Source organism: Pseudonocardia sp. NPDC049154 (genome assembly GCF_040648315.1).
GTDB lineage: Bacteria > Actinomycetota > Actinomycetes > Mycobacteriales > Pseudonocardiaceae > Pseudonocardia.
Map to the genome: position 1 here is coordinate 1 of NZ_JBEZDN010000050.1, position 22298 is coordinate 22298.

Annotated in this window: 25 protein-coding genes and 2 pseudogenes; 17 read left to right on the forward strand and 10 right to left on the reverse strand. The window is 71.3% G+C overall.

Features of this window, described 5'->3' with window-relative positions; genetic code table 11:
• Positions 1 to 387 precede the first annotated feature (387 nt).
• Positions 388 to 879, forward strand: a complete 492-nt coding sequence (locus AB0B41_RS22635; RefSeq protein WP_358206384.1) for a methyltransferase domain-containing protein — start codon at positions 388 to 390, stop codon at positions 877 to 879.
• Here the strand turns inward: AB0B41_RS22635 and AB0B41_RS22640 are convergent.
• Positions 837 to 1184, reverse strand: coding sequence for a DUF3303 family protein (locus AB0B41_RS22640; RefSeq protein WP_358206386.1), 348 nt, complete (start codon positions 1182 to 1184; stop codon positions 837 to 839). The two genes, AB0B41_RS22635 and AB0B41_RS22640, sit on opposite strands and share 43 nt — an antisense overlap.
• Before the next feature lie 121 nt (positions 1185 to 1305).
• Here AB0B41_RS22640 and AB0B41_RS22645 point away from each other — a divergent pair, with 121 nt between their 5' ends.
• Positions 1306 to 1659: a nuclear transport factor 2 family protein gene (locus AB0B41_RS22645; RefSeq protein ID WP_358206388.1), complete on the forward strand. Its 354-nt coding sequence runs from the start codon at positions 1306 to 1308 to the stop codon at positions 1657 to 1659.
• Between the two features lie 292 nt (positions 1660 to 1951).
• Here AB0B41_RS22645 and AB0B41_RS22650 read toward each other — a convergent pair whose 3' ends face one another.
• On the reverse strand, positions 1952 to 2155 hold the full coding sequence (locus tag AB0B41_RS22650) for a hypothetical protein (RefSeq protein ID WP_358206390.1): 204 nt from the start codon (positions 2153 to 2155) through the stop codon (positions 1952 to 1954).
• 45 nt (positions 2156 to 2200) lie between these two features.
• Positions 2201 to 2387, reverse strand: a pseudogene (locus AB0B41_RS22655) (F420-dependent glucose-6-phosphate dehydrogenase); the annotation flags it as partial.
• A 114-nt stretch (positions 2388 to 2501) separates the two neighbouring features.
• Here AB0B41_RS22655 and AB0B41_RS22660 point away from each other — a divergent pair.
• Genes AB0B41_RS22660 through AB0B41_RS22670 form a run of 3 tightly spaced genes read left to right on the forward strand, consistent with a single transcriptional unit; the run spans position 2502 to position 3291 of the window.
• Positions 2502 to 2789 carry a hypothetical protein gene (locus AB0B41_RS22660; protein ID WP_358206392.1) on the forward strand — a complete coding sequence of 96 codons (288 nt, stop codon included), beginning with the start codon at positions 2502 to 2504 and terminating at the stop codon, positions 2787 to 2789.
• The gene (locus AB0B41_RS22665; RefSeq protein WP_358206394.1) at positions 2762 to 2908 is read left to right on the forward strand and encodes a hypothetical protein; all 147 of its coding nucleotides are present in this window, start codon (positions 2762 to 2764) and stop codon (positions 2906 to 2908) included. Before AB0B41_RS22660 ends, AB0B41_RS22665 begins: the two co-directional genes overlap by 28 nt.
• Positions 2908 to 3291: a hypothetical protein gene (locus AB0B41_RS22670; RefSeq protein ID WP_358206396.1), complete on the forward strand. Its 384-nt coding sequence runs from the start codon at positions 2908 to 2910 to the stop codon at positions 3289 to 3291. Before AB0B41_RS22665 ends, AB0B41_RS22670 begins: the two co-directional genes overlap by 1 nt.
• Before the next feature lie 295 nt (positions 3292 to 3586).
• Here the strand turns inward: AB0B41_RS22670 and AB0B41_RS22675 are convergent, their stop codons facing one another.
• Both AB0B41_RS22675 and AB0B41_RS22680 read right to left on the reverse strand, forming a co-directional pair.
• Positions 3587 to 4993 (reverse strand): MFS transporter, encoded by a 1407-nt coding sequence (locus AB0B41_RS22675; protein WP_358206397.1) that lies wholly within the window; start codon positions 4991 to 4993, stop codon positions 3587 to 3589.
• Between the two features lie 68 nt (positions 4994 to 5061).
• A complete protein-coding gene (locus AB0B41_RS22680) occupies positions 5062 to 5232 on the reverse strand; it encodes a hypothetical protein (protein WP_358206399.1) in 171 nt (56 codons plus the stop codon).
• 1062 nt (positions 5233 to 6294) lie between these two features.
• Here AB0B41_RS22680 and AB0B41_RS22685 point away from each other — a divergent pair.
• The 5 genes from AB0B41_RS22685 to AB0B41_RS22705 all read left to right on the forward strand — a co-directional run bounded on the left by AB0B41_RS22685 (position 6295) and on the right by AB0B41_RS22705 (position 11348).
• Positions 6295 to 7524: an NAD(P)-dependent oxidoreductase gene (locus tag AB0B41_RS22685; protein ID WP_358206402.1), complete on the forward strand. Its 1230-nt coding sequence runs from the start codon at positions 6295 to 6297 to the stop codon at positions 7522 to 7524.
• Positions 7521 to 8648 (forward strand): DUF1015 family protein, encoded by a 1128-nt coding sequence (locus AB0B41_RS22690; protein ID WP_358206404.1) that lies wholly within the window; start codon positions 7521 to 7523, stop codon positions 8646 to 8648. Before AB0B41_RS22685 ends, AB0B41_RS22690 begins: the two co-directional genes overlap by 4 nt.
• A gap of 581 nt (positions 8649 to 9229) precedes the next feature.
• Entirely contained in the window at positions 9230 to 10036 is an 807-nt protein-coding gene (locus tag AB0B41_RS22695) for a hypothetical protein (protein ID WP_358206406.1), read from the forward strand.
• 472 nt (positions 10037 to 10508) lie between these two features.
• Positions 10509 to 10946 (forward strand): hypothetical protein, encoded by a 438-nt coding sequence (locus tag AB0B41_RS22700; protein WP_358206408.1) that lies wholly within the window; start codon positions 10509 to 10511, stop codon positions 10944 to 10946.
• 9 nt (positions 10947 to 10955) lie between these two features.
• On the forward strand, positions 10956 to 11348 hold the full coding sequence (locus AB0B41_RS22705; RefSeq protein ID WP_358206410.1) for a hypothetical protein: 393 nt from the start codon (positions 10956 to 10958) through the stop codon (positions 11346 to 11348).
• Positions 11349 to 11816: 468 nt separating this feature from the next.
• Here the strand turns inward: AB0B41_RS22705 and AB0B41_RS22710 are convergent, their stop codons facing one another.
• Complete coding sequence (locus tag AB0B41_RS22710) at positions 11817 to 12812, reverse strand: HAD-IC family P-type ATPase (protein WP_358206506.1); 996 nt, start codon at positions 12810 to 12812, stop codon at positions 11817 to 11819.
• Here AB0B41_RS22710 and AB0B41_RS22715 point away from each other — a divergent pair.
• Positions 12711 to 13139, forward strand: a pseudogene (locus AB0B41_RS22715) (response regulator transcription factor); the annotation flags it as partial. The gene AB0B41_RS22710 and the pseudogene AB0B41_RS22715 sit on opposite strands and share 102 nt — an antisense overlap.
• Before the next feature lie 6 nt (positions 13140 to 13145).
• On the opposite strand, the gene AB0B41_RS22720 reads toward AB0B41_RS22715, so the two are convergent.
• On the reverse strand, positions 13146 to 14903 hold the full coding sequence (locus tag AB0B41_RS22720; RefSeq protein ID WP_358206412.1) for a GAF domain-containing protein: 1758 nt from the start codon (positions 14901 to 14903) through the stop codon (positions 13146 to 13148).
• A 160-nt stretch (positions 14904 to 15063) separates the two neighbouring features.
• Between AB0B41_RS22720 and AB0B41_RS22725 the strand changes: the two genes are divergently transcribed.
• From AB0B41_RS22725 to AB0B41_RS22750, 6 genes are all read left to right on the forward strand, one after another.
• Positions 15064 to 16068, forward strand: a complete 1005-nt coding sequence (locus AB0B41_RS22725) for a nitroreductase (protein ID WP_358206414.1) — start codon at positions 15064 to 15066, stop codon at positions 16066 to 16068.
• On the forward strand, positions 16065 to 16925 hold the full coding sequence (locus AB0B41_RS22730) for a universal stress protein (protein WP_358206416.1): 861 nt from the start codon (positions 16065 to 16067) through the stop codon (positions 16923 to 16925). The genes AB0B41_RS22725 and AB0B41_RS22730 overlap by 4 nt, the downstream gene beginning before the upstream one ends.
• A complete protein-coding gene (locus AB0B41_RS22735) occupies positions 16922 to 18376 on the forward strand; it encodes an AAA family ATPase (RefSeq protein ID WP_358206417.1) in 1455 nt (484 codons plus the stop codon). The genes AB0B41_RS22730 and AB0B41_RS22735 overlap by 4 nt, the downstream gene beginning before the upstream one ends.
• A gap of 137 nt (positions 18377 to 18513) precedes the next feature.
• Positions 18514 to 19512 (forward strand): nitroreductase family protein, encoded by a 999-nt coding sequence (locus AB0B41_RS22740; RefSeq protein WP_358206419.1) that lies wholly within the window; start codon positions 18514 to 18516, stop codon positions 19510 to 19512.
• A complete protein-coding gene (locus tag AB0B41_RS22745) occupies positions 19509 to 20018 on the forward strand; it encodes a CBS domain-containing protein (protein WP_358206421.1) in 510 nt (169 codons plus the stop codon). Before AB0B41_RS22740 ends, AB0B41_RS22745 begins: the two co-directional genes overlap by 4 nt.
• A complete protein-coding gene (locus AB0B41_RS22750) occupies positions 20015 to 20197 on the forward strand; it encodes a hypothetical protein (RefSeq protein WP_358206423.1) in 183 nt (60 codons plus the stop codon). The genes AB0B41_RS22745 and AB0B41_RS22750 overlap by 4 nt, the downstream gene beginning before the upstream one ends.
• 15 nt (positions 20198 to 20212) lie before the next feature.
• Here the strand turns inward: AB0B41_RS22750 and AB0B41_RS22755 are convergent, their stop codons facing one another.
• The 3 genes from AB0B41_RS22755 to AB0B41_RS22765 form a co-directional block, all read right to left on the reverse strand.
• Positions 20213 to 20335: a hypothetical protein gene (locus tag AB0B41_RS22755; RefSeq protein WP_358206425.1), complete on the reverse strand. Its 123-nt coding sequence runs from the start codon at positions 20333 to 20335 to the stop codon at positions 20213 to 20215.
• A 128-nt stretch (positions 20336 to 20463) separates the two neighbouring features.
• Positions 20464 to 21378, reverse strand: coding sequence for a universal stress protein (locus AB0B41_RS22760; RefSeq protein ID WP_358206427.1), 915 nt, complete (start codon positions 21376 to 21378; stop codon positions 20464 to 20466).
• On the reverse strand, positions 21375 to 22295 hold the full coding sequence (locus AB0B41_RS22765; protein ID WP_358206429.1) for a universal stress protein: 921 nt from the start codon (positions 22293 to 22295) through the stop codon (positions 21375 to 21377). The genes AB0B41_RS22760 and AB0B41_RS22765 overlap by 4 nt, the downstream gene beginning before the upstream one ends.
• Between the last annotated feature and the right edge of the window lie 3 nt (positions 22296 to 22298).

Consider the following 22298-nt stretch of genomic DNA (forward strand, 5'->3'; position numbering starts at 1 on the left):
GCTGTCCCCCGTGGACTACGAAGCAGCCCACACCCCGCCTGACCACGATCACTGACCCCACACCGTCAGTGTCCGGCGCAGGGGGCCAAGCTCAACACGACTGCAACCACCGTTGCGCCCCGCACGTCTGCAGACCCCTCGGCGCCTCCTACCTGCGCCAGATGCACGTGCTCCTCAACGGTCGCCTTCGCACGCGCCGTGAAGTGGCGATGGATCCGCGTCAACCCGGTGGCTCAGGCGGACGCCCGTCGCAGCCGGCGCCGGATCCGCATCCCCCGACACCCGAGCAAGCCGCGCGCATCGTCGCCCAGGCCTTCAAAGACCCGGACTGGGGGATGCTCATCTGGCCCGCTATGACAACCGGCGCCCGCCGCGGATGCCGAACGCTTGGAGCTCGCGGACGGTACTTTCGATGTCGCCCTCTCCCGCCTGGGCATCATCTACTGCCCCGATCGGGGCCAGGCACTCGCCGAGATGCGGCGCGTTCTACGGCCAGGCGGCCGGGCAGTTGTCGCTAGCTTCACCACGCCGGATCACAACCGCTTCTTCGCGATCCCGATCGGCGTCATCAGGCGTCGTGCCCACCTCCCACCACCGGCACCCGATCAGCCCGGCCCTTTCAGCTTGGGCAGCCCGGGCGTGATGGCCGAAGCGCTGCGGCAAGCCGGTCTTGATGACGTCGAGATCAGGATCGTTTCAGCCCGGTTGCGCCTCCCGTCGGCGGCAGAGTGCGTTCGGTTCCAGCGTGAGGCGTTCGGTGCGCTCAGTCAGATGCTCGCCGGTGCGTCGGATGTGGAACGAACGGCGGCATGGGCTGAGATTGAACAGGGGCTCGGTCAATCGAGGGGTCGGAGGGCCTCGTCGCGCCCTCCGAGTTGATCCTCGGGGTTGGAATCAAAGTCAGGTGACAGAGTCGACCAGGCGTATGCATTCAGTGCGATCTGCACGCGCTCACTCAATTCCACGACCGGCGTGATCTCTAGCTCGTCGTTGAGATCTTTGAACTTTGCGGAGAACTCCAGCAGGGTTGCCACGTCAACGACGACCAACAGCAGGAAGCCACCATCATCGCTCGCAGACGTCCACCCGGCCTTGCTCTCGAAGCCCTTCGACGGTGTCCACTTAGCGAAGCGCTCGTAAGCTTCGCGCCCGGCCCCACCGCCCCTGAAGCGGTACTTCATCATCACGAGCAGGCCAGCCTCCCCATTTCAACAGTCGCGCGAGACGCGGCCATGGGGCACCCTCATCTCGATCAATAGTGCCGTTACGTTGCACACTGACCGCACCGCAACCTCAGGGGACAGCGTGGACGACGAGACGACCCGCGCAACTATCGAGGCCGTCAAGCGGCTCGATGCCGCCTTTGACCGCGGTGACCTCGACGCCTTCATGGCAGCCATGACCGACGACTGCGTCTGGGAGTCCTTCGCGCCGGCCCCTGACGGGCAACGCTACGAGGGCCAGGCGGCGGTGCGGCAGGCGATGGTGAACTTTCTCGGCTCCTCCCCGGTCTTCGACGGCGAGGAGATGCTCGCCTGTGGTGATCGCGCAACGGTGCGGTGGACCTGTCGCTTCGACGGCGGACATTTCCGAGGAGTCGACGTCGTGCGAGTCCGCGACGGGAGGGTCGCCGAGATTCTCTCCTACGTGAAGGGTTGAGGCGGTGCCAGCGTCCCGCGGCGAGGGCAGGCGTCGACGGGCAAGCCAGCATCGAGATCGACACCGCGATAGGTACGCCTCGACCTGCAGCCCGAGGACGTCGCGCAGGCCAGCGCAACCTGACCGGCTGCGACAGGATGCCGCGGCCCCCGCGACGGAAGCCGGCGACGGCCGTCACGAGCATCGTCAGGAAGGGTCGTAGAGCTGGCAGCGCTATCTGCTGACCGGCAGCCGTGGTCGTGCACTGCTGGCCGTGGGTCGCGCTGCCTAGCCGAGGAGACCATGCGATTGCCTACGAGATTGCCGTGGCCGTGACTTCGAGAACTCGGATCTCGATCAGCTCGATGCCGTGGTCGGCCCGGCCTTGATGGTTGCGTCCAACGTTGGTGCGAAAGGAATCGGCGGCCTCACGGGAGGTGAAGAGCACCATGGCCGTGAGACCAAGCCGTATCTCGACGCCGGGCTCAATCACCTGGTCGTCCACGGCCCCGGCCACGACCAGGAGCGTTCCTCACCCAGTTCGCCGAGGACGCGCAACCGCCGCCTCGCCCGGGTCGCTCGCGACCCGGCGCTTGGCGACCTGCTCGATCGGTAGCTCGTCGGCCAGCCGCTCCATCGCCTCCGCCGAGTCAACCGTGTTGCTTCTGCTCGGCGGTCAGCGACAGCGGCGCCCAGGAGCGGGTGTTCTCGAGGGCCGCGTCGGCGTCGCGGTCGTGGGAGGGCTTGATAATGGGATCATCGAGCGGCTGCCGAGGTCCGTCCACTTGAGCGGCGCGCGGTCGCCGATGCCGTCGTCGCGTTGGCCTCAGCTTGCTGCTCCTCGAGTGCCGCAGCCGCGGCGGGTGCAGCTGCCCCCGCCGGGCGGCAACTACCGGCCGTCGATGCTGCCCGGTGCGCCGGGGCTCGTCGCCGCCGCCGCCGCACTGCTCGCCTTCATCGCGATCCAGGCCAAGATCGCCCACCCGATGGTGCCGCTCGGGCTGTTCGGCAGCCGCACGGTGCGGGTGGCCGTGACCATCGGCTTCGCCTTCATGATCGGCTTCTATGGCTGCCCCCTCTGTTCAGCCTCTACTTCCAGCAAGAGCGGAGGCTGTCCCCGTCGATGGCCGGAGTGGCGTTCCTGCCGATGATGGTGCTCAGCGCCGCCGTCATGCCCTTCACCGCTCGGATCGTCGAGCGGGTCGGCCCCCGGTTCCCGATCATCACCGGGCTGGTCCTGCTCGGGCCGGATCGGTCGCCCTGGCTGTGATGCCTGCTACGGCGCCGATCTGGGTCCTGGCGCTGCTGCTTATCCCGGTCGGCCTCACCGGACCGTTGATCATGCCGCCGACCTCGGCCGTGCTGCTCGACCACGCCCCCGCCGGCGGGACGGGTGTGGCCTCCGGGGTGTTCGACACCAGCCAACTCGGCGGAGCACTTGCCGTCGCGGTGTTCGGGGCGCTGACCGCCACCTCGGCCGGATGCCTGCACGGTCAGCGGATCAGCCTCATCCTCACCGCCGTCGTCGCCATGGCGACCGCCCTGGCCGCCATCGGCCTCACCGGTGCCCGTCCGGCCGCCGAAGCTGCGGTCACCGACGTCGCGCGCGACGGCGGTCAACGGCACCAAGATCGCCGACCGTCCAGCTCATGAGCGGCGTCACGGCATGTGGGCGCCCTCGAGGAGGTAGTCCGACGGACACCGGTCGAGCCGAGGTCCACGACCGTGCTGTCGAACGTGACCCCTTGGAACGGCCCGAGAACGCCCGCCCGGCACCGGTGACCTCCGCCGCCGCGCGGGCGTTCGCGCGGCAGGCTCTGGTGGCCGTCGGTGACGTGGCCGGAGAGGTGCGGGCGCAGGAGCGCGAGATGGAGCGCGACGTCTCGCTCGTCAGAGGGGCGAGCGGATCTTCAGCACGTTTCTCCGGGTGTCCACTGGCAGCGGCTGATCAGCCTGCCAGTGGCCTGCCCCCGAGCACATGGGATGATGTGGCTGACGGTTCTGCGTCGTCAAGGCTCTCCAGCTGCTGCATGCCGGTCCGCGGACCGAACACGGCGACGGTGAGAGCGACGATTACCCAGCAGCCGGCGATGTAGACGAATACCGGGCTGTAGCCGAAGGTGCCGAAGACGGCGGCGACGACCATCGGTCCGAGGATGTTGGACAGCCGGCCAATGCCGTATACCAGGCCGTTGCCGGAGCTGCGCAGCTCGGTGGGGAACAGCTCCGGGGTGTAGGCGTACAGCAGCGCGGCGAAGGTCTGCATGAGCGCGTTGACCAGGAAGCCGAAGACGACGATCGCAATCGGGTCGAACGTCAGGCCGTAGACCAGGCCGCAGGCGGCGATGCCGATGGCGATCAGCGCGATGGGCGTCTTGCGGCCGAAGCGGTCCGACAGCGGCCAGGCCAGCAGCGCTCCGGGCACGGCGCCCAAGGTGGTCAGCGCCGAGAAGGTGAGGCTGTGCACCAGGTCGAAGCCGTGCGCGGCGAGCAAGGTGGGCACCCAGGCGACGAAGCCGTAGAACCCGAGGGTCTGGAAGACCCAGACGACGGCGAGCATCAGCGTGCGGCGGCCGAGGTACCCGCGGAACAGGGCGCGGTAGTCGGCGCGCGGCGCGTGCGACGTGCACGGGGCCGCCACCTCCGGGAGCGCGGACAGCGGCGGTAGCGAGCCGGGATCGGCGACGGTGGCCTTCTCGATCCGGTCGACCGCGGCGGCGGCCCGCTCTTCCATGCCGTGCTGGTGCAGCCAGCGGGGGCTCTCCGGCAGCCGGGCGATGAGAGGCAGGGCGAGCAGCCCCAGGGCGCCGAAGACGAAGACCCAGCGCCACGTGTCGGTGCCGAGCGGGACGATCCCGCGCGCGGCGAAGGACATGAGCGGGATACCGATCAGCCCGATGGCCATCACGGCCGACTGCATCCGGCCGCGCAGCCGCGCCGGCATGACCTCGCAGAGGTACGCGAGCGCGGCGACCGCCATCGCCGCCAGCCCGATGCCGGTGAGCAGCCGCGCCACCGCGAGGGCCGGCACGGTGGACACCAGCGCGTTGAGCAGCGAGCTGACCGAGAAGAAGGCCACCGAGAACAACAGCGCGCGCCGGCGGCCGACGGCGTCGGCGAAGCGGCCTCCGACGACCGCCCCGACGAACATGCCGAGGAAGGAGGCGGAAGTGACGAAGGCGATGTCGCCCACCGTCAGGTGCAGGTGCTGCTGCAGCGCCGGCGCGGCGTAGGCGAAGGTGTTGAGGTCGCCCAACTCGAAGACGAAGGCGACGGCGAGAGCGAGCAGGACCCGGAGGTGGAACCGGCCCATCGGCAGGCGGTCCAGGCGGGCGGACAGCTGAATCGAACTCAACGTGAAACTCCTGGGGTTGGCGTCAGTGAGTGGTGAGTGCCGTCGATCACGGGCACGTCCGTCCGAGGTCATCGCCGCTCGACCTGCCAGGAGGCGGTGGGGCGCGTGTCGTCGGACCAGTGCGCGACCAGGCGGGCGCTCGAGGAGGCTGCGACGCACGGCAGGGCGTCGTCGAAGTCGCGGAGGCGACGGTCCTGAGGCTGGGTGGTCGGGACGGCGAGGGTGTCGGACATGCTCATCGCTGTTCTCCTGACGAATGGCCTGGCGTGGTCTCTGATGGGGGAACTCTGCTGCCGATCCCGGCCCCCCACCGTCGACCCGACGCCCGATACGCAGGGTGAACCGACCATCGGGCGATCGGAGGACGGGGCGTCCGGAAGCAGGGAAGCGCTCTGGCCGGCGCCCGCCAGCTTGCTCTGGGCCGCAGTCTCGTGGCCTCGCTCGAGGCGTCGACCGTGACTCCCTGATCTGCCTCGAGGTCGCGCCGTCCTTGGACCCATTCGTCGTGCTGCTCGGCCAGTCGGCGCCTCGACGTCCTTGCCCGAGCCCGCATCAGTTCGTCCCGACACCGACCCCACCGCCGACTCCGGCGCTGTGGAGGTGGTCACCACAGACACCATCCCGGCGCTCAGCGCCTGACACCGGGATGGACCTGCCAACGCGGCGAGCCGGGACGCCCACCCGTCGGCGCGGCGGGGCCTCGGCGCGGATGTAGCCGTGGTCTTCGAGCACCCGCAGAGCGGGGTCGAGGTCGGCGACCTTGCGGAACCGGGCCCGGGAGACCTGGAGAACAGCTCGCGGCGGGTGAACCGCTCGGCCCCGGTGCGCCGGATCCAGTCGAGCAGGGCGCTGGCGTCGTCGGTGACCGGACGGTGTCGGCCGGGTTGCGGGCCTGCACGTCGAGGGATCGGTGATCGTCCACGACCGGGTCGAGGATGAGCCAGGGACCCTGCCGGTCCGCGTCGTTCTCGACCTTCTACCCGACTTGCCCAAAGAAGCCCGGCGTCGACGCCCAGCCGAATCGCCTTCGATCTCCGTGACCGACCGCCGCCGGCACTCGTCGGGGGTCGGAATCGGCGCACGGCCGTGCCGGGCAAGCGCGCTCCCTCTCCTCTTGACATGGTGCTCGACCGCCGTCACCCTAACCGCGATACCCGGAACGTGGGTTCCATTATATGAAACTCATGTGGATCTCGTGTCGCCATTCATAGGGACTGGCCTTCGAGCGCGGTGCCTGTTCAGCCTTTATGGCGGCCCGATCGGGGCCCGGTTTGCGAACACGTCGTGAAGGGTGTCCGCCCATGTTTCTGCTGTTCGCCGATTCGGTGTCCGCCCAGACCATTGCCGAACTCGAGTCGCGGGGACATCGGTGTGCGCTGGAGCCTGCTTTGACCACGACGGACCTGCCGGGTCGGATCGCAGGCGTCGACGGACTGGTGGTCCGCAGCACGAAGGTCGACCGCGCGGTGTTCGAGGCCGCGGACAAGCTCGCCCTGGTGATCCGGGCCGGTGCCGGCACGAACACCATCGACATCGAGGTCGCGGCCCGCAACGGTGTTCTGGTCTGCAACGTGCCCGGCCGCAACGCGGTCGCGGTCGCCGAGCTCACGATGGGGTTGATCCTCGCGCTGGACCGCAGGATCGCCGACAACGTTGCCGACGCGCGTCAGGGCCGTTGGGCGAAATCGACCTACACCGAGGCCAACGGGCTGCTCGGCAGCACCCTGGGCATCCTCGGCCTGGGCTCGATCGGCCTCGCCGTGGCCGAGCGGGCGGCCGGGTTCGGGATGCGGATCGGCTGTCTGGACCGTCCCGGCCGCAGCCAGGCCACCCGCGACCAGCTGGCCGAGCTCGACGTCGCGTGCTACCGCTCGCTGCCGGACCTGCTCGCCGCCTCCGACGTGGTGAGCCTCCACGTACCGTTGTCGCCAGAGACCAAGAACCTCGTGGACGCCGAGTTCCTGGCCGCCATGAAACCTTGCGCGGTCCTGGTCAACACCTCACGCGGTGAGGTGGTCGACGAGGCGGCGCTGCTCGCGGCGCTGGATGCTGGCCGCGTCCGCGCAGGTCTCGACGTATTCGCCGACGAGCCCAGCTCGGGCACCGCCGAGTGGGACTCGCCGCTGGCCAGACATCCCCGGGTGGTCGCCACTCACCATATCGGCGCTTCCACCGCACAGGCCCAGGCCGCGATCGCCGCGGGGGTTGTGGAGATCGTCGACGCGTTCGCGGCCGGCGAGGCGCGCAACTGCGTCAACCTCTCATCCCGCGGACTGGGCAGCGCCACCCTCACCGTGCGTCACCTCGACAAGGTCGGCGTGCTGGCCAGCGTGCTGGAGTTGCTGCGTGAGGCGAGGCTCAACGTTGAACACATGCAGAACCGGATCTTCGCAGGCGGCGTGGCGGCCGTCGCCACCATCGATGTCGCAGGCATCGTGCCCACGGACCTGCTGGCAGGCCTCGATGCGCTCCCCGAGGTGCTGGGCAGCTCGCTGATCACCCTCGACTCCACCGGCACGGAGCTCGGATGACCCGCGGATACGCCCCAGAAGCCAGCGCAGATACGCCGGCCGCGTCAGCCGGAGGGGCGACGACCTGCGGCGCGCAGGCCGTACGCACCTTCGCGGGCTGGCTGGTCCGCGCCGAAGCCGCCGCCGACGAGGTGCGCCCGATGGTGGAGATCGCCATCGCCTCGCGGTTGGCGCCCCGCGCGGTACGCCCCGACTCCTACGAGCCGATGCCCCCGGCGCTCTACGTCTACCGGCAGAGCACGCCGCACGGCCAGCACATCGGCATCGTCTGCGACATCATGCCGGAGGCGTTCCTCGACGGCAGGGTGTTGGGTCACGAGTCGGTGCAGCCGCAGCGGGTCGATGGGCTGACACGGTACCTGGCGACAACGCCCCAACGGGTGGAGCTGGTCAGCACCCTGCACCGGGCCGGGCCGGTGGTAGAAGCGACATTGGCGCTGGCGCCCGAGCTACCGCCCGACCGCGACGTCGCCGGACCCGACGGCTCACGCCACACGGTGTGGCGAATCCCGCAAGGCCCGCAAACCGAAAAGCTGTGCCGAGAGCTGGGCGCCGCCACCCACTACATCGCCGACGGACACCACCGCGTGGCAGCCAGCCTCAATGTGCGGGCCCGCTCCGGACGGGGCTCCCGCCGCGGCGTGCTGTGCGTGGCCTACCCCCTCGACGGACTGCGGCTGGCCTCCTTCGACCGGCGGGTCGCGGGTCCCGTCGACTCCGCGCTGGTCCGCGACCTGCTCGAAGCGAGCTTCCACGTCCGCCCGGTCGCCGACCCACAGGAGGCGATGGCGGCGGGAATCGCGGTCAACCTCGACCGCCGCTGGTACGTCGCGCGCTACTCCGGCGAGCGACCGCCCGGCTCGCCCGGCCTGGACGTCTCGCTGCTCCACGACCGGGTGCTCAACGGGCTGCCTCCCGGCACCAAGATCGAGCAGACCCGCGCCCCGATCGAGGATCTCCTCACCGCATGCGAGGCCGACGGCGGCGTACTGTTCGCGCTACCGGCGCCGCAACTCGAAACCCTCACCGCGATCGCCGACGCAGGCCAGGTGGTACCGGCCAAAAGCAGCTTCTTCTCCCCCAAACCCGGCTCGGGCATCTTCCTACGCGCCCCTGCCCCCTGACCAGGTCAAGGTCGCGTCGGTGGTGCTGAAGAACCCCGCCAACCGCCACAGGACTCAGATGCCTCACGCCGGAGGAGTTCCACTACGGCTTCACCACCACGCGCACATTCGAGGAGTCGAGGCCGATCTACGACAGGCTCGCGGTGCCGGGGCTGGGGCGCCCGCTCTTCCAGGCGGCGTTCGCGAACTTCGCACCCCACGCGGTGACGAGGGTCAACCGGCGCAACTCGAGCCGCGCGCCGCTGCTGTTCCTCGCCAACGGCAAAGACCACACCGTGCCCGCGGTCTCGACCCGCGCCGCCTACAAGATCCAGAAGAAGACGGCGCGCTCACCGAACTCAAGGATTACCCCGAGCGCTCCCACTCCACCTTCTCCCAGGACGGCTGGGAAGAGGTGGCGGACTACTCGCTCGACTGGGCCATGCGCAACGCGCGGACCTAGCCGCAGCATTGAGGAAGCCATACTTTCGAGAACCGGTCCACCTCCGTGCCCCGGCATTCGCTCACACCACAGATCGACTCGGTGACCTCGGACACTGCGCTCGTCACCATCACGATTAGCGGCAACGACGCGAACTTCCTTGTCGACGCCGTGCGCCTATCGTGCGCGCACGACCCCGGGCCGGTGCAGAACGCGCCGAACCTGCCCCCGCCGTTGCGCAACCTGTTGTGCGGTCCGGTCGACCGGGGACGCCGAGCGGGCACTCGCCGAGGCCGTCGAGCCACGGCTCGGCGAGCTGATCGAAGCGGTACAGGCCCGCGCCCCGCACGCCTGCATCATCATCACCGACTACGTCGAACTCCTGCCGCGCAACGGCGCAGGCTGCGCGGTGGTCCCCCTGAACAGGCACGAGGCCCAAGTCATCATCGCTCAGCAGTTGCGCGCGAACCTGGCCATCAAGCACGCCGCCCAGCGCACCGGCGCTACCCTGCTCAGCATCTCCCGCGACAGCCGTGGGCACAACGCGTGCCCGGCGCAACCCTGGGTGAACGGCTACCAGTTCGGCGACTTCACCGTCGTGGGGCTCGACGTCTACCGCCCCCAGCTCGTGGCCCACGAAGCCATCGCCGAGCTCGCCCCGGCGACCTGCTCGCGAACGCAGCGCACGCAGACAAAGCCCGATGAAGATCGCCATCGGCCTCGACAGGCCATCGTCCTCGACGGGACGTGGAGGGACGAGGACTTCGCGTGGGCCTGGACGACAAGATCGTCGAGGCCGCCAGCGGTCAGGATGATCTTCGGACGGGTGGTTGCAGCCCGCACCCGGAGAGTGCCTCCTCGACCCGGCAGACAGGGACTTCGACACTCGCTGTCCTACCTGGTCACGAGGCACTTTCTTCTCTCGGGGTCCCGATCACCCACCACGCTCATGGAGAGCCAGGGCTAGGGCCAATCCGCTCGCAGGGCCCCAGCATTTGGCTGTGTACCTTGATCTCGAGGGGTCGGCTTTCGTGAGCGAGCCCGCTGTCGACGCGCTGCGCGCGCTCCTTACGCCTCCCTGCCGGGATCGGAGCTGGGACGACGACGGATGACCGATCGGGGGCAAGGTCGCCAACTTTGGTCGTCCTCGCGGCCGAGCTTGCCGAGCAGGTCGCCAATCCAGCCCGACGCGTCGCTGCTCGGCTTGAACGCGGTGCACTTCGGGCCGTAGATGAGCCGAGCGCCGTCTCTTGAGAGCGGCACCGTGTGTTTAGGGAGGGAGCGCCCTACCAGGTTTTGGGGGTAGGCCTCCTGGACTTGTAGGGCGTTCACCATCGCGGCGGCCGACCCTGGCCCCTCACACTCGTATGCACATGCGGGTTCATGCTGGTGTGCTCCTACCGGCGGCCGCGTTCCGATCGTCCGGGCGAGGAGTAATGGTGGCAGCCGAACGTTTCGAGATGAACGAACAGAATGCCGGAGTGGCCAACAATGTTGCCGGCAACCAGTACAACAACTATGTGCACTGGCGTAAGAGTCTCCTGCAGGATATCGCTGCCACGAAAACGAAAGGGCGCTGGCTGATCCTAGCCGGCGCCGTCACGAGCCTCGCTGGATTCGCGATGTTCGCGGCGAGCGTGCTGCGCTTCATGTCCCAGATTGCAGACGGCTTAGGGAAAGACCTGGTCAACAAGGTGCTCGTCGACCCGTTCGGCTCGGACTTGGCTGGCATCCCGTACGGGCTGCTGGGATGGGCGATCGCCATGGTCGGCGCCATCATGCTGATCGTCGGGATAGTGCTGCATGTGGTTGCCACCGCCCGCAGACGCCAGCTTGACCGAGACCTGCCACCGTGGTTCGTCCCGCCCCAATTCTGAGGAGCAGCGATGTCCTTCGTCATCAAGAACCAAACCGCCGGGGTTGTGAACAACGTCGACGGCGACATGCACGTCACCGGGGGAATGCGCGGGGTCGTAGCGACGGCTGACACCGCCCGGAGAATTCTCGACGATCTGCGAGAGGCGGTCGTGGTCGCGCCGCTGGACCCCCGCAGCGCAGGCCTCGCGAGGAGTGAGATCGCCGAAATGGATGCCGCGTTGAAGCCCGAACAGCCTGACCGTTCCCGCGTGGCCGCCGCCCTGAACCGACTGACGAAGCTGCTGTCGGCCACGGGCGCCCTGGCGCATGCGGGAGCCGCACTTGTGGCGCCGGTCCGAGAATTGGCCGGATGGCTCGGAGCGCTCGGGGCACCCGTGCTGTCAATGCTTGCCCTTGGCTGATGACCACCCAACCCACTGGTCATCCACAGCGGCTTGAGTTGATCTTTCACGCGCAAGGCAGGGTCTGGGCACCATGTATGCAGTGCGGAACGACCCGTACTTCGAAGCCGAACACCCCGCAAATCTTCGCCACCGGTAGTGACCACTACATTCAGTGGCACGAGCCCGACCTGGTTGCAAATGCAACTGCCCTGATCCTCGCCCGGATAGCTCGGTAGGAGCCCATCCCGCGCTGCGGGGCGTCCGAAGCACAGCACGTCGCGCGAGCAGGGCCGAAGCTGGGACGTGGTGGCCGGTCGAGACTGTGTGGAGCCATCAGTGGGGGCGAAACGCTGCGGAACCCTGCACCTAAAGGGCCTACCTGCAAGGGCACAGCAGTCAAAGATGCAGTAGAAGCCCTGGAGCGCCACTGCCGAACGACTTCTCGTCTCTGGGTCGCAGGTTCGAATCCTGCCGGGGGCACGCAGGTCAGAGCGTTGCAGGCTCCGAGCCAGCGGCCGGCGCGGAGCTAGTCGTGGAGCCACCAGGCGCTACGTCGGCTCCATGCCAGCTGCCAAGAGACGCCGCGCCCGCGGCGAGATCGAGCAGCTTCCGAGCGGGTCCTCTCGCATACGGGTCTATGCCGGCCTTGATCCGCTCACCCGCAAGCGCCACTACCTCGTCGAGACACTGCCCGCTGATCCCGGGGCTGCGAAGAAAGCGGAGAAGATCCGCACGCGCATGCCCAACGAAGTCGACGAGCGTCGCACCTCTCGCACCAACACGACTCTCGACGAGCTGCTCGACCGCCAGCTCGGTCTGCGTCCCGGGGCGGCGCAGGGCGCGCGAGGCATTGAGAATCACCGCGACGTCGATGCCCTCCTGCAGTAGCGCGCCCGCAGCGGGGGCGAGCATGCCGAGCGCGGCGATCACCATCGCCAGCAGCGACAGGCCCATCCCGGCCACAGCGCTCTGCACGGCGATGCGCCGGGACCGTCGGGCGATCTCCATCGCGTCGGCCAGCCGGTCCAGGCGGTCGCTGGTCAGCACGACGTCCGCGGCCTCGGACGAGGCGCTGGCACCGCGCGCGCCCATCGCCATCCCGACGGTGGCGGCGGCCAGCGCGGGCGCGTCGTTCACGCCGTCGCCCACCATCACCGTCACCGCATGCCGTTGCTCGGCGCGAACCGCCGCGACCTTGTCCGCCGGAGACTGCTCGGCAAGCACGTCGTCCAGCCCGAGGACCGCACCGATCTCGTGGGCCGGCTCGGAACGGTCACCGGTGAGCATGATCAGCCGAGCCATGCCCGCGGCGCGAAGCCGCCGCAGGGTGCGGGGGGCGTGCCGGCGCAACGGGTCACGCAGCAGGATCGCGCCGACGATATGGAGCCGGCGCCGGCCTGCCTGATGCTCACCTCGTACTCCGACGACGAGGCCCTGTTCGGTGCGATCATGGCCGGCGCCTCCGGCTACCTGCTCAAGCAGGTCGCCGGCACCGACCTCATCGGCGCGGTGCGCACCGTCGCCGCCGGTGGCTCGCTGCTCGACCCCAAGGCCACCGCCCTGGTGCTCGACCGGCTGCGGCACGGCAAGGAGGAGGACGACCCCCGCTACGCGGCCCTGTCGCCGCAGGAACGTCGCATCCTGGATCTGATCGCCGACGGCCTGACGAACCGGCAGATCGGCGCCGAGCTCTACCTCGCGGAGAAGACCGTCAAGAACTACGTCTCCTCGTTGCTGCACAAGCTCGGCTTCTCGCGCCGGACGGAGGCCGCCGTGTACGCCACGGAGCGGCGGCGCGCCTCGCGCTGAGCGGGCTCACCCGGCGCCCACAGCGCTCTCGTCGAGCTCATCGGAAAGCGGCACACGCCAGGTCAGCCGGGTGCCGCCGCCCGGGCGGCGGCGGACCTCGAGCGAACCGTCCAGCGCCTCGGCGCGATCGGCGAGATTGCGCAGCCCGCTCCGGGCGACGTCGTCGGGCATACCGGTGCCGTCGTCGACGATCTGCAGCACGAGATCGGTACCCGCCTCCAGGGTGACGGTGACTGCGCGTCCGCCGGAATGCCGCACTGCGTTGCTCGTGGCCTCGCGCACCGCCGCCAGCAGATGCGGCACCAGGTCGACCGGTACCAGGGTGTCGACGGGGCCGGAGGTGCGCACCGAGGACGCCATGCCCGAGTCCGCCATCACGTCCTCGACGGTGTCGAGCAGCCGGCGCCGGAGGCTGGCGTCGTCCTGGTCGGCGGTGTGCAGGTCGAAGATCGAGGTCCGGATCTCGCGAACGGTCTCGTCGAGCTCGACGACGGCCTGCTGGATCCGCTCCTGCACCTCCGTGCGCATCGCGCGACGGGCCGTGCTCTGCAGCTTCAGCCCCGTGGCGTACAGCCGTTGGATGACGTGGTCGTGCAGGTCCCGGGCGATCCGGTCACGATCGGCGAACACGTCGAGCTGCCGCTGCGCCCTCGACTTCTCCGCAAGGTCCAGGGCCAGTGCCGCCTGCTCTGCGAAGGACGTCAGCAGCGGGACCGCCGACGGCAGGTAGGGTTCGGCGTCCGCCGCCCGGACGGCCATCAGCACTCCGATCACCCGCTCCCCCGGGCGCATGGGCGCAGCCACGGACGGACCGAAGCTGCCGGCCACGCCGGTAGCGAGGCCGTCGAAGAAGGCCGCCGGGGACCCGGCCAACGCCGGGTTGCGGCTCTCGGCCACCTCCTCGAGGTCTGCGCCCGGGCGGAAGGGCTCCGTAGGCAGGCCGAGAGCCGAACCCGCGGTGCTCGCGAGCCGGAAGCAACCGTCCTCGTCCGGACCGAGCAGCACGATCGCCGCAGCCGACGCGGTCAGTTCCAGCGTGCGGGTCGCCACGAGCCGGAGGACCTCGGTGTCCGAGGTGCCGGCCAGCACCTCCGCCCGCACCTCGCCCAGCGCCTCGAGCCACAGCTGCCTGACCCGGCCCTGCTCGAACAGGTCGGCGTTCTGCACCGCGATACCGGCCGCAGCGGCCAGGGCCTGCAGGACCACCTCGTCGTCGGCCGTGAACTCGCCGCCGCCGACCTTCTCGGTCAGGTAGAGGTTGCCGTAGATCGAGTCCCGCACCCGCACCGGGACACCGAGGAAGCTGTGCATCGGCGGATGGTTGGCCGGGAAGCCGACCGACGCCGGGTGAGCGGCCAGGTCGGCCAGCCGCAGGGGCTCGGGATCGAGGATCAGCTGCCCGAGCAGGCCCTTCCCGGTGGGCGGTGGCCCGAGCGTCTCGCGGACCCCCGGGTGCAGGCCGACGTCGATGAAGCGCGAGATCGAGCCGTCCGGTGCCAGCACCCCGAGCGCTCCGTAGCGGGCGTCGACGAGGTCCACGGCGGACTGCACGATGCGACGCAGGGTCGTCTCCAGCTCCAGCCCCGCCGCGACCGCGAGGACGGCGTCGAGCAGACCCTGCATCCGGTCGCGGGCGGCGATGATCTGCCCCAGCCGCTCCTGCACCTCGCCGAGCAGCTCGTCGAGGCGCAGCCCTGCGAGCACACCCGAGACAGGGCTGGTCCGCATGTCCTGCTCGTCGGAGATCGCCCTCCCGTGGTCCACGTCCGGAACGATGTCACGCCGACAGCGGCCCGGCACGGATGCGCTGGTCCCGTCCGCCGAGGCCGAACACCCCCACCTGCAGGGACCTTCGTCGCTGGCCGCGCCGGCCGACCCTGCCGGAGGCTCGTTCCGGCACAGGAGGGGACGGCGGACCGTGGTGATGATCGAGACGAGTGGCGGGCTGGGCCTGACCGGGCCCGAGCTGCAGGACGTCCTGCACGCGGCGGCCCTCGCGCCCTCGCTGCACAACTCCCAGCCGTGGCGCTTCCGTATCACCGCCGACGGCCTCGAGCTGCACGCCGACCCGGAACGCCAATTGCGCGTGGCCGATCCGTCCGGACGGGAGCTGCGCCTCGCCTGTGGGGCCGTCCTGTTCAACCTCCGGCTCGCCCTGACCGGGCACGGCGTCCGGCCGCTCGTCACGGTGCTGCCGAACCCCCTGGACCCCGAGCTGATCGCCGTCGTGCGACGCGGGGGCGGCCGCCCGCCGACCCCGGCGGAGCGCAGGCTGCTGGCGGCGGTGCCCCACCGCCACACGAACCGTCGCCCCTTCACCACGTCCCCGGTCGCCGGTCCGGCCCGCCACGCCCTGCGCCGCGCCGCGCTCGACGAGGGCGCCTGGCTCGACCTCGTCACCGACCCCGGGCAGCGGGGAACGCTCAGCCGCCTCGCACGGCGCGCCCACGAACGCCAGATCGCCGATCCCGCCTTCGTCGCCGAGCTCGACCGGTGGACCGCACGCGAGCTCGGACACCCGGACGGTGTCCCCCTGTCGGCGGCCGGTGCCGTGCCCTGGCCCAACGCAGCCTGGGTCATGCGCGACTTCAGCGCCGGCACCGGTCCGGACCAGGGGTACGAGGCGGATCCGCTGATCGCGGTCCTGAGCGTGCACGGCGACGGGCCACGCGAGGAGATCCGGGCGGGCCAGGCCATGGAACGCGTGCTGCTGACCGCCACCGCCCACGGGCTCGCGTCGTCCTTCCTCTCCCAGCTCGTGGAGGTGCCCGACATCCGCGAGCAGATGCGGCGACTGATCAGCGGCGCTCGCCCGCCGCAGGTCGTCCTGCGCATCGGACACGGCTGGCCGGTGCCCGGCACCCCTCGCCGGCAGCTGCCCGAGCTGATGTTCGACGCCGAGAACCCGATCCGGGAGGACCCGTCATGACCGCCCCCACGACCGCACCGCACCCCGGCGCCGGGCCGGCGGCCGAACGGAACGGGGTGACCGTGGCCGTCGACGGCACGGACGCCGGCCTGCGAGCCGCCCGCTGGGCGGCCGACGAGGCCGCTGCCCGAGGCGGCCCGCTGACCCTGGTGCACGCTGCCCCGTACGCGGCCGGCTCCGCCGGGTCGTTGCGTGCCCATGCCTCACGGATCCTCGCCCGGGCCTACACGGTCGCCCACCGCCACGCTCCGGACGTGCCTGCGCACACCGTCCTCCTCGACCAGGACCCCCTGGCCGCACTCGTGGAGACCTCACGGGAGACGGCTCGGCTCGGCGGGCTGCTCGTTCTCGGACTCGCCGGCACCGGCCACGCCGGCGACGCGCTCGTCGGCTCGCTCGCCCTGGACCTCGTCTCCCGGGCCCACGGCCCGGTGGTCGTCGTTCCCCGCACCGGCAACCCCGGGGGGCCCGTCGTCGCGGCGGTCGGGGATCCCGTCGCGGAGCTGGGCGTGCTCACCCAGGCGCACCGTGCTGCAGCACGGCGCGGGGTCCGCCTCGAGGTCGTCCACGCGGCGCACAGCGCCTCCGAAGGGGCCGACACGCGTGACGCGCTCGAACGGGTCCTGCAGACCCTCGCGCTGGCCCGGCCCGAAGTGGTGGCCTCTGTCGAGGTGGTGCGGGAACGGCCGTACGAGGCCGTGGTGGAGCGTTCGGGCTCGGCGGGCCTGCTCGTCGTCGGGCCCGGCCGGGGGCACCGGCACCTTCTCGGCTCGATCACACGGACGGCGATCCGGTTGGCCGGGTGCCCGGTGCTCGTCGCGATTCCCGAACCCGGGTCGCCCGACGAGGCACGGTGACGTCGTCCCCCTGGCCCGGGGCCGCCGTCCGGGAGACCCACGTGGGCGTCGTCGTCCTGGTCGGCGACCGCGCCTACAAGGTGAAGAAGCCGGTGCGCACCGCCTTCTGCGACTTCTCCACCCCGAACCTGCGGCGGGCGGCGATCGTTCGCGAGCTCGAGCTGAACCGTCGCCTCGCGCCCGACGTCTACCTGGGCGCCGCTGAGCTGACCGGCTCGGGCTGCGAGGAGGCGGTCCTGGTCATGCAGCGCATGCCCGACGACCGCCGGCTCTCGGCCTTGCTCGCTCGGGGCGACCACCTCTCGGACGATCTCCGGCAGGTCGCCCGGCTGCTCGCCGTCTTCCACGCGGGCGCCCACCGGTCGGCGGCCATCGCCTCGGAGGGCGGCCGCGACGCCCTGCGGGAGCGATGGCGGCACAACCTCGACGAGATGGAGCCGTACCGGGACGCGCCGCTGCCCGGCGCCGAGCTCGATGCCGTCCGGCGGCTCGCCTTCAGCTTCCTCGCCGGGCGCGGGCCGCTGTTCGCCCGGCGCACGGACCGGATCGTCGACGGTCACGGTGACCTGATCGCCGACGACGTCTTCTGCCTCGACGACGGGCCCCGTGTCCTCGACTGCCTCGACTTCGACGACCGCCTCCGGTACGTCGACGGGCTCGACGACGCCGCGTTCCTCGCGATGGACCTCGAACGCCTCGGAGCCGGCGACGCGGCACGACGATTCCTCGCCGACTACGCCGAGTTCGCCGGCGACCCGGCCCCCGCGGCCCTCGCCCACCATTACGTCGCCTACCGGGCCGGCGTCCGGGCCAAGGTCGCCTGTCTCCGCTGGGCCCAGAACCGGAACGAGGGCACCGCCGAGGACGCTCGCGCCCACCTCGCCCTGGCCGCCGCGCACCTGCGGCGCGGTGCGCCCCGGCTCGGCCTCGTCGGCGGTCTGCCGGGTACCGGCAAGTCCACCCTGGCCGGCGCGCTGGCCGACCGGGCCGGTGCCGTGCTGCTGTCCAGCGACCGGCTGCGCAAGGAACGCGCCGGACTCGACCCCACGACGTCCGCGGCGGCGGAATTCGGTACGGGGTTGTACGACCCCACCCACAGCGCCGACGTCTACGCCGAACTGCTGCGCCGCGCGGCCGAGCTCCTGGCCCTCGGCGAGTCCGTCGTCCTCGACGCGTCGTGGACCGCCGCGGGCCCGCGGGAACGGGCCGCCGAGACCGCCCGCGCGACCGACGCCGAGACGGTCGCGCTGTGCTGCGCCGCGCCCGCGGCCGTCACGGCCGCGCGGATCCGCTCCCGCCGCAGGTCGGTCTCCGACGCGACCGTCGCCGTCGCAGAACGGATGGCCGCCGTGGCGGACCCGTGGCCGGATGCGGTGGTCGTCCGCACCGACGCGCCGCCGGCCCGCAGCCTGGCGCAGGCCGCGCGGGTGTGGGACGAGGCACCCGGGTGACCCCGGTCCGCACCGCAGGACCCGCCGGAGCGGGACCCAAGTCCCCCACGGCGACGACCAGCGACACCTGGGGCCGGCGCTCCCGCTCTGGCTGGATGGGACCAGGCGCACCCGACACCGTCGAAGGACCGATCACCATGACGACCACCCGAGTCGACCTCGGCACCGTCCGGGCGGCACTCGCACTGGCAGCCCGGGCTCCCTCCGTCCACAACTCCCAGCCCTGGCGGTGGCGGGTCGCCGACGGCCGCGTGGACCTCTACGCCGACCTGACCCGGTGGCTCCCCCTCACCGACACCGACGGCCGTGACCTCGTCGTGAGCTGCGGCGCCGCGCTGCACCACCTCCAGGTCGCGCTGCGCGGACTCGGGGTGCCGGCCACCGTGGTCCGGATGCCGGACCCCGAGCGGCCCGACCTGCTCGCGACCGTCCACCTCGGCGTGGCGGACACCGGCCGCGGGCTCGACGAGGAGTCCGAGATCAACGCGGTCGCGGCCATCACGAAGCGCCGCACCGACCGCCGCCGCTACACGGACTGGCCGGTCCCGGACGAGCACCTCGCCGACCTGGTCGCGCGCGCCGCCGAACGCGGGGCGCTGCTCCGCGTGGTGCCGGAGGGCCGGGCCCTGCACACCCTGACGCTGGCAGTGCAGACCGCCGCCACCGAGCACGCGGCGGTCCCCGGCTACGACTCCGAGCTGGCGCTGTGGTCGGGCCTGCAGAGCTCGGACGACGGCGTCCCCGCGAGCGCCGTGCCGACCCCGGAGGGCTCCGCAGGCGGCGTGCCGCCGCGGCACTTCGCCGCGGGGGCGATGCCGGAGAGCAGCGCGCCCGCCGACGGCGCCACCCTGCTCGTGCTCGGCACGTCGTCGGACGACCGGCTCTCCCAGCTGCGTGCGGGCGAGGCCATGAGCGCGGTGCTGCTGTGGGCCACCACCTTCGGGCTGGCCACCTGCCCGCTGTCCGAGCCCCTCGAACTCGCCGGCACCCGCGCACTCGTCCGCGACCAGGTCCTCGACGGCACGCTGTGCCCGCAGATCGTCCTGCGCGTCGGCTGGGCGCCGGTCGGCGAGGCCGTTCCGGAGTCGCCCCGGCGCTCGCTGGCCGATCAGGTGGAGGGTCTTGAGGACTCATGATCGAGCCCACCACCGGTGAGCGCCCCGCACCACCGGAGACCCTCGACGAGGACCCGGCGTTGCGGACCGTCATGTCGCACCGGCTCGTCGCCGTCGATCCGGCTGTCTCCCTCGCGACCGCACTGCAGCTGATGATCGCCGGGGGCGTTCGCCACCTTCCCGTCTTCGACGGCCCGAGCTGCGTCGGGATCGTCACCGAGACCGACGTGTTGAGGGGTCTGGCCGCGTGCCGCGGTCCGTACGGCTCCGCCACGCTGCCGCTCGAGGCCGTGACGCGACCCGTGCGGATCGTCGCTCCGGAGACCTCGCTGCACGCCGCCGCTGCGCTGATGGACGCGTCGAAGGTCGACGTCCTGCTCGTCGGCGACGAGACCGACGGTCCGACCGGCATCGTCACGGCCACCGACCTGATCCGTGCCCTCGGGGCGACCGCCCCCGGTGACGCCCGGGTCACCGACGTCCTCACGTCCGCGAAATCGACTCGACACCGACCGGAGCGACCATGACCACGAGCCACTCCCCCTCGACCTCGATCGTCGTCGACGACAGCGGGGTCCGTATCGGGACCGTCGACGCGGACGGGCAGGTGCGCGACTTCGCCCGCGTGCACATCGGCTCGGTCCGTGCCGACGGCGTCGCCGTCGACTTCTCCGGGATCCGTCTCGGCCACGTCGCCGGGGGCTGAGCGGCGCGCTGTTGATCAGCCGGGCAGCAGCACGGCCGCGCCCGTGATCCGGTCCGCCGCCAGGTCGGCCAGGACGCGGTCCGCCGTCGACAGCAGCCGCGGGCCGACGACGCCGGTGCACACCAGATGCCGGCGCACAGCAGGGGACGGCCGTCGCGTCGTCGAACTGCGGCGGGAGGGCGTACGCGTACGGGTGTGTCGCCGATCACGAACCGCGGCGTCCCCGTCCTCAGCGCGTCGACCCCTCTCGCTGCGGGTCGAGATGTTCATCGGGTCTTCTCGAATCCCTCCGGTCGCTCCGCCGTCGAGTCCGGCCTGACGACCGCCACCGGGCTGTGCGCGTGGTGGAGCAGGCCCCGGCTCGTCGAGCCGAGCAGGAGGCGTCCGAACCCGCCGCGGCCGAACGACCCGACGACCACGAGGCGCGCGTTCACTGAGCGTGCGACCAGCGTCTTGGCGGCCGCACCCTGGACCAGCTCCCGAGACACGCGCACGCCGGGGTACTTGACGCCCCAGCCTGCGAGCCGTTCGGCGAGCACCTCGCGCTCCTGCTGCTCGATCATGCCGAGCTCGGACAGCGTGATCCCTCCCGGGTCCTCGAGATGTTCGAGCCAGGAGTGCACTGCGACCAACGGTGCCGACCAGACATCGGCCTCGGCGAAGGCGAACGCCAAGGCGGCCTCGCCCGCCGGAGAGCCGTCCACCCCCACCACGACCGGGCGCACCCGGTCCTGGTCCGTGAGCGCGGCGTCGGACTCCACCGGGCCGCGGACCACCACGAGGGGGCACTCCGCCGACCGGGCGAGTGCGTCGCCGACCGAGCCGACGAGCAGGCCGGCGAAGCCACCCACGCCGCGGGTTCCGACCACCAGCATCCGCGACGTGGCGGACTCGGCGGTGAGGACCTCGGCCGGGTCCCCCTCGACGACGGCGTGCTCCACGGTGATCTCCGGCGCCACGCCCCGCGCCAGCCGGGACGCGAACCAGAGCTGTCGCTCGGTGTGGTGCCGCATCCGCTCCGCCGCCTCGAGCGGCGACGCGTGCGGCAGCTGGTAGGCACGGAGGAGCCGGAGCCCGCAGTGGTGCCGTGCGGCGTACGCCGCGGCCCACCGGGCGGCCTCCGCGGCGAGGTCGGATCCGTCGATACCGACCACCACGATCCCGTTGCCCGGACGGCTCATCGGGCCTTCTCCGTCCGGTCGGGGCGAGCGATCAGCACCGGGCAGTGCGAGTGGTGCAGGAGCGCATGGCTCACCGAGCCGAGCAGCAGGCCCGTGGCGTTCCCGCGTCCCCGCGACCCGACGACCACCAGCTGCGCCTGTGTCGTCTCCGCCAGCAGGGCCCGGGCCGGCCTGTCCCGCTCCACCAGCCGACGGACCTCCACGTCGGGGTACTTCTCCGACCAACCGGCCAGCCGTTGGGCGAGCAGCGCGCGTTCCTCGGTCTCCAGGGACTCCCAGTCGATCACCGGGGCAAGGGTCGGCTCGAGCATGTCGTCGAGCCAGGTGTGCACCGCCACCAGCGGCGCCCGACGGAGGGCGGCCTCCTCGAAGGCCAGCGCGACAGCGGCCTCGCTGGTCGGTGACCCGTCGACGCCGACGACGACGGGCCGTGCGTCCGTGTCCCGCGTCCCCGTGCCGGTCGGCTCGGTCCGGCTTCCCCGGACGACGAGCACCGGCGACCCGCCGCGGGACGCCAGGGCCCCTGCGACGGAACCGAGGAGCAGGCCGGTGAAGCCGCCCAGCCCCCGACTGCCCACCACCGTCAGCTGCGCGCGGTCCGACTCGTCGAGCAGCACGGGAACGGGAAATCCCTGGGACAGCTCGAACTCGACGGTCACACCCGGTGCCGCCTCCCGGGCCAGCTCGGCGGCGGCCTCCAGCACCGCGCGGGCCGCCTCGGTCATGGTGTGGCGGTAGGCGGTGCCGAGCCCCGGATTGCCGATGTGGCCGGCCGGGACCGGGGCGAAAGCGAGGACGACGCGCAGCGGCGCGCGGCGCAGGGTCGCCTCGTCGGCGGCCCAGCGCACCGCGTCGCGCGCCGACTCCGACTCGTCCACGCCGACAACGACCGGGCCGCCAGGGTGCCTCTGGTTCATCCT